This is a genomic window from Alcanivorax sp., assembly GCF_014762765.1.
Classification (GTDB): Bacteria; Pseudomonadota; Gammaproteobacteria; order Pseudomonadales; family Alcanivoracaceae; genus Alcanivorax.
The window spans coordinates 13,942-20,389 of record NZ_JABURH010000112.1 but is presented as its reverse complement, the minus strand read 5'-3'; the positions used below and the strand labels follow the sequence as shown (position 1 = coordinate 20,389).

Annotated in this window: 5 protein-coding genes; 4 read left to right on the top strand and 1 reads right to left on the bottom strand. The window is 55.9% G+C overall.

Annotation, left to right across the window (positions count from 1 at the left end; all coding sequences use genetic code 11):
* From HUJ17_RS07195 to HUJ17_RS07185, 3 genes are all read left to right on the top strand, one after another.
* Nucleotides 1-1,158 (top strand): putative solute-binding protein (locus tag HUJ17_RS07195; protein ID WP_290510059.1); only part of this gene is annotated, 1,158 nt, incomplete at its 5' end.
* A 110-nt stretch (nucleotides 1,159-1,268) separates the two neighbouring features.
* A complete protein-coding gene (locus HUJ17_RS07190) occupies nucleotides 1,269-2,351 on the top strand; it encodes a putative solute-binding protein (protein ID WP_290510058.1) in 1,083 nt (360 codons plus the stop codon).
* A gap of 127 nt (nucleotides 2,352-2,478) precedes the next feature.
* Entirely contained in the window at nucleotides 2,479-3,672 is a 1,194-nt protein-coding gene (locus HUJ17_RS07185) for a putative solute-binding protein (protein ID WP_290510057.1), read from the top strand.
* A 153-nt stretch (nucleotides 3,673-3,825) separates the two neighbouring features.
* Here the strand turns inward: HUJ17_RS07185 and HUJ17_RS07180 are convergent, their stop codons facing one another.
* Complete coding sequence (locus tag HUJ17_RS07180; RefSeq protein ID WP_366471175.1) at nucleotides 3,826-5,160, bottom strand: AarF/UbiB family protein; 1,335 nt, start codon at nucleotides 5,158-5,160, stop codon at nucleotides 3,826-3,828.
* A gap of 202 nt (nucleotides 5,161-5,362) precedes the next feature.
* Here HUJ17_RS07180 and HUJ17_RS07175 point away from each other — a divergent pair, with 202 nt between their 5' ends.
* Entirely contained in the window at nucleotides 5,363-6,391 is a 1,029-nt protein-coding gene (locus tag HUJ17_RS07175; RefSeq protein WP_290510055.1) for a hypothetical protein, read from the top strand.
* The last annotated feature ends 57 nt before the right edge of the window (nucleotides 6,392-6,448 follow it).

Genomic DNA, 6,448 nt, shown 5'->3' with positions numbered 1-6,448 from the left:
ATTACTCTTTTCTTTCTGCTTAGTCTGTTGTGCTCATCGCTGAGCGCAGCCAATCTGACCCAGGCCCAGAAACAGCAACTCCAGACCCTGTTACCCGGAGTGACGCTGAATGATTCCACTCTGGAAAAACTCGAGGACGTGTTTTACACCAGAGAGATGCCGGTTCGCAGCCGACTTAAAGCCATCAGCCAGATGGTCGGGTTGGACCAGATGCCAGCTGGCAGCACCCTGAAACGCACTATCTGTATCTGGGATATTGGCGGTCGCAACGGGCCTGTGTTCAACGCGGCCATGGAGCAGCGGGCGCTGGCTGTGGAGTACGGCATCAACCTGGAGATGGTGCCCTATACCAACGAAACCGTGATGGTGGACGAGTTCAAGGCCGGCCGCTGCGATGCCGCTCTGATGAGCGGCCTGCGCGCCCGCCAGTTCAACCTCTACAGTGGCAGCGTGGACGCCATCGGCGCCGTGCCTTCGCAAAAGCACATGCACACCCTGCTGCAGGTGCTCGCACACCCGCGACAGGCGGGCCATATGGTGCAGGGCGACTATGTGGTGATGGGCATCTACCCCGCAGGCGCCGCGCACATTTTCGTTAACGACAAGAGCATCAGCTCCCTGGCCAAGGCTGCAGGTAAGCGCGTTGCGGTTCTCGACTATGATGAGACCCAGGCGGAAATGGTCGCGGCAATTGGCGCCACCCCAGTAACCACCGACATCGTCAGCGCACCCAACAAATTCAACAACGGCCAGATTGATATCCTCCCGGCGCCCCTGGTCGCCTATGAAATCCTGGAACTGTATAAAGGCATGAGCCCGGATGGAGGGGTGGTTGACTATCCACTGACCCAGCTTTCCATGCAGCTGATCGGGCGCCTGGACAAGTTTCCCAACGAAGTAGCTCAATTGATTCGCGAAGCCTCTTTCGAAGCCTACCCGCAAGTCATCAAGCGCATAGAACAGGAAACCCGCCGGGTACCCGAGCGCTGGATGATTTCGATCCCGGACAAGGACAAACACGATTACGAAGTGATGATGCAGGATGCTCGTGACGCACTGCGAGCACAGAAATACTACAGTGCCGACATGCTTGGTTTGCAGCGCAAAATTCGCTGCAAGTTCGACCCGGCCCGATCCGAGTGCAGCATCACTGAATAACTCATGAGGCGGCGCCATGTTGGCGCCGCGTACAATTGTCATACAGGCGGTAAAACTTCCCTTCCCATCGGCATGCTATAAGCATGGCAACGAATGGCAAAGGAAACGTCATGGGGATTTATCGCACCCTTATTATGAGCCTTTTTGGCTCCGCTCTGCTGACAGTGACCAGCACTAGTCAGGCTCTGACACTGACACCCAAACAGCAACAGCACCTTGCCGAAGCACGCAAGGAGATGGGCCTGGGCCCGGAAGAAATGCTCAAGCGACACATCTGCTTGTGGGATCTGTCCGGCCGCTCCGGCCCGATTTTCAACGGCGCCACCAACTTGCGCCTGGATTTGCTGCGCTACAAAATTGATATCAGCCTGGAAGCCTTTACCAATGAAGGCGCCATGGTTGCCTCATTGAAAAACGGACAATGCGACGCCGCACTGATGAGCGGCTTCCGTGCCCGGCAGTTCAACCGCTTTAGCGGCACCATTGATGCCATTGGCGCCCTCCCTTCGCTGGAGCACATGGATATGCTGATGAAATCCATCGCATTGCCACAGCTCAGTGAAAACATGGTCAGTAACAAATATCAGACTCTAGCCGTCACGCCGGCCGGCGCCGCCTATTTATTTGTAAACGACAGCAAGCTGAACTCGCTGGAACGGGTTGCCGGGAAAAAGATCGCCGTGCTGGATTTTGATCCTGGCCAGTCGAAGATGGTTGCCCAGATTGGCGCCACCCCGGTGGCTACTACGCTTGCCACTGCGCCCAATCAGTTCAATAACGGCAGCGTGGATGTACTCCCCGCACCGCTGGTGGCCTATCAGGTACTGGAACTCTACAAGGGCATGTCTCCTGATGGGGGCATTGTTAATTATCCGATCGTGCAGCTCACCGCCCAATTGATTGGTCACACCGACCGCTTTCCTCCGGCGTTCGCCGCGGTAATCCGGGAAGTGGCTGCCGACAGCTTTTCCTCTATCCAGACAGCTCTGGAAAAAGAAGCCGGACAGATTCCCAAGCATTGGTGGATTGAAGTGGATGGCCATGAAAAACTGCAATACGACAGCATGATGCGCGCAGCCCGAATGAAACTGCGCGAAACCGGCTACTACGACGCCACCATGCTGAAAATCATGAAGCGTATTCGCTGCAAGCTGGATGCCCAGCGGCCAGAGTGCAGCCAGGAAACGGAATAAAGCCCCAACAACATCCACAGTTGGCACCGCGGCCAGCCACCCCGGCTGGCCAGCCAGCGACTCGCCGGTCACGACTGTCACAATGGGCATTCAATCTGAAGCTGCCACTTCGGATTCAAATAAGAAAATGCCCATGGAGGCCCGCGTGAAATTTTTTCGCCATCTGCTCATTCTCCCCCTTCTGATCGGGACCCTCACCGCCAACGCAGACAACTCACTGAATCTGACGCCAGCACAACAGGCCGAACTGGAAAAGTTTGCTCCGGGCGTATCGCTCACCCCCGAACTGGCTGAAAAATTGCGTGCCATCGCCTACGACCAGAGCCGCAGCCTGGACGACCGCATCGAAGCGATGCAGAAAGTGGCCGGCTTCAGTATGGGTGAACCCCTCAAGCGACGTATCTGTATCTGGGACATTGCCGGTCGTGCCGGGCCCATCTACAAGGCCGCTGAAGACCAGCGCACCCGCCTGCTGGAATACGGTGTGGATCTGGATATTCAGGCTTACACCAGCGAAAGCGTGGTGGTGGAAGATCTGAAAGCCGGCATTTGTGATGCGGCCCTGATCAGCGGCCTGCGCGGGCGCCTGTTCAACAAGTACACAGGAACTATCGACTCTATCGGCGGTGTACCCAGTGACGAGCATATGAAAATTCTGCTGCAAGTCATGGCTAGCCCGAAATCCGCTGACAAGATGGTCAGTGGCGAATATGTCATTCTTGGCCTGGCCTCAGCCGGCGGCGCCTATGTCTTCGTCAACGATAGAACCATCAACACCCTGGCCAATGCGGCAGGCAAGCGGGTCGCAGTACTGGACTATGACCCCACCCAGGCGGAAATGGTCTCGCAGATCGGCGCCACACCAGTTGCATCTGATATCGTTTCTGCGCCCAACAAGTTCAATAACGGCGTGGTGGATGTACTGGCAGCCCCGCTGGTGGCCTATGAGGTACTGGAACTGTACAAGGGCATGTCACCAGACGGCGGCATCATCAACTACCCGCTAGCGCAAATCACCATGCAGCTGATCGGTCGCAAGGACAAATTTCCCAACGAAGTGGCACAGCTGGTTCGCGAAGAATTCTTCAACAGCTATCACCTGATCAAGGAACGATTGGATCAGGAAGCCGCCAAGGTACCGGATCATTGGTGGATCGAGATTCCTGATTCTGACAAGCGGGAATACGAAACCATGATGCAGGAAGCACGCCTTACCCTGCGCGAGAAAGACTACTACGACGCCGACATGCTGACTCTGCAACGCAAGATCCGCTGCAAGCTCAATCCGTCGAAAGGGGAATGTGCGGATCCGGTGGAGTGAAAAGCAGCTACGAGCTACAAGCTTCTAGCTGCGACGCGAAGCAAGCACCTTGATAACGACATACCGACTGACTCCGCGCTAAAACTCCCGGTGGATAGAGCACAAAAAAACCGCGCCCAAAAGGCGCGGTTTTTTTGTAGCTCGTAGCTGCTTTTAATGCAAAAACCCGCCCGGCATGTCATCGATCGTGCCGAACATATCCACCCGATTATCACTGAACATGTCCATTTCCGGTGCCAGCACCTGCACATAACGATCAAAGTAGAGGAACTGCTTGAGTAGCAGGGCGAATTCGCGAGGGAAACGGATACCGTGGCCCTCACCGATTTTCACCAGATCCATCAGCAAGCGGTTAACTTCCTTGTCGTTGCGGTCGGCCTGCACCAATGCAGACGGGTCAACCTGGCCCAACGCTCCTTGCAGGCTTTCGATATCCCGCGCAAGCGCTTCCACATCCACCTCTTCGCGGGTCATGCCGATGATCGCCATGGCTTCCGCCATCTGGCGAATATCACCTCGACCAATGGCGTCAAAGAATTTGGCCATGCCATCCCAGGCTTCTCGGCGGATTCGACCGACAATGCCGAAGTCGATGAACCCGACCCTACCGTCTTCCAGTAACATCAAATTGCCAGCATGCACATCCGCATGGAAGAAATCACACAACATCAGGCTGGAGAACCAGGTATTCAGTGCAGAGATCAGGGTTTCCGCCGGATCATCTGTATATTGTCTCAGCACATTCATGTCGGTGAGGGGCACCCCGAAGAAGCGCTCCATGGTCAGCACCTTGCCGGTGGTGTGAGACATGACCGGATCCGGCGCCACCGCCGAGGTATTGCCGGTGTCACGCAGAAAAGCATTAAACGCCTGAAGGTTATGAGCCTCCTTGATGAAATCACACTCTTCCAGCATGCCTGCCTGCAACTCTTCAATCACACCGGAGATGGCGGAGCGCGACAGACCCGGCGCCAGCCGCTCGGTAACCCGGGCAGCAAAGTAGAGAAAGTTGAAATCTGTCAGCAGCACATTACGGACACCGGGACGCTGAACTTTAATCACCACGTCCTGTCCGTTTTTGAGCTTCGCCGCATGAACCTGCGCAATGGACGCACTGGCCAATGGCTTTGGGTCCACCGACTGATATAGAGACTCCAGCGAAGCACCCAGCTCTTTCTCGATCGTTTCGCGAATATAGTGGAATGGCAGTGCCGGGGTACGGTCCAGGCAGCGCTGAAATTCCTCGACATACTCTTCCGGAAAAATCGACGGCGAGCTGGCAATAAACTGCCCAAGCTTGATGTATGTGGTGCCCAGAGATTCAAAGGTAGTGCGCAGCAAGGCCGGTACTGGCGGGCGATCACCGAGCATCCAACCGAGTCCCTGACGCCCCACCACCCCAAGCGTCTCCAGTATCCGCAGGCCGCCACGGGCGGTATTCATGGCGAGAGAAACACCGCTTCTCTCGCCTGCCAGCCAGGCCTTCATGTCTTTAATGTCAGTATGATCGGTCATAATAAAGTCTTACTTTCCTGGTGGGTGCGCTGCACAACGTAACGTATTCCATCATAAAGCAAATTTATTGTTTGTAATTGCTTGCAGGCTTTTTTGTAATTGCCGCTTGTGCCAATTGGCGGACTTTCGTACCTTTGAGTCCGCTAATCCGAGAACAACAACAAGGAGCTTTCGAATGGGTTCTCTGACCTTGACAAAAATGCTACGACATTCCCGTCTAGCCCTGGTAGGGGGCGCCATCCTGGCTCTGCAAGGCTGTGGCGTCATCTACAAGACAACCGGGGACGTGCTGATCAGCTTCGGCCGCTCCGAAATGCTTCCGTACATGCTGACGTTTGACGATGTGCGCATGGCCTGTGTCACCGGCGAGGCCCAGACCCCGCTGCTGATGGCCTTTGAGCGCGTCGGCTCGCATCCCGAGAAGCTGGGCGCCATGGTCTTCACCACTGCTGCCACCTGTGCAGAACAGATCGCCATTGACGCCGAACTGCGCTATATGCGTGCCGTCAAGGACGGTAATGTGAATGAAGCTCAGGACGCACGTATTGAGCAAAAGCGCTGGTCTGCCGTTGCGGCACAGCGCCAGTACACCGCCTACCAGAACATGAAGACCGCCTTCGGCGAACAGAAAGAGGGCGAGTGCCCCAAGCTGAAAACCGATTTTGACGAGCTGGTATGGATGATCGGCAACATCTCCGGCGTCCAGGCACTGCTCAATGACGGCGCATCCGATGGCGCCGTGGGTGTGCCACGCGATTTGGCCGCCAAGGTTGAGCGCAACATGAAGTGTCTGGATAACGACAAGTGGTGGGGCGTGCCGCGTGGTACCCGTGCTGCGGTCTGGAACCTATTACCCATGCTGGCTCCGCCTAATGTCGAGCCCTGGAAAGAATTGGAAGCCTCAGCCAAGGCCGGCTTTGACGGTGGTGTTCGTCTCGGTAGCGCCCTGTACGCCATGAGTGCCTTCAGCAAGGGCAACGACGAACGTATGCGCAAGGCCATACGTGACTTTGCCGCCAACGACCAAAACCTGGATCCGGAATACGCCATGATGGATGCCATAGCCGGCTTCATCATCACTGGCATCTCCGACCGGGAATGGACAGAAAATACCGGTAAGCGCACTCCCATTGGTGGGCTCGGTACTTTCTGGGATGACGCTGCTAAATCCGGACCGGCGGTCAATATTGACGATTTGCTGTAAGCCTGTTTGCGGCCTTCGGGCCGCTTTGAATTAGATTAAGAAGTAACCAGGAGACAA

Coding starts and splice junctions, on each gene's coding strand:
- HUJ17_RS07190 (WP_290510058.1), top strand. CDS start 1,269: ATGGGGATTTATCGCACCCTTATTATGAGCCTTTTTGGCTCCGCTCTG.
- HUJ17_RS07185 (WP_290510057.1), top strand. CDS start 2,479: ATGCCCATGGAGGCCCGCGTGAAATTTTTTCGCCATCTGCTCATTCTC.
- HUJ17_RS07180 (WP_366471175.1), bottom strand. CDS start 5,160: ATGAAGGCCTGGCTGGCAGGCGAGAGAAGCGGTGTTTCTCTCGCCATG.
- HUJ17_RS07175 (WP_290510055.1), top strand. CDS start 5,363: ATGGGTTCTCTGACCTTGACAAAAATGCTACGACATTCCCGTCTAGCC.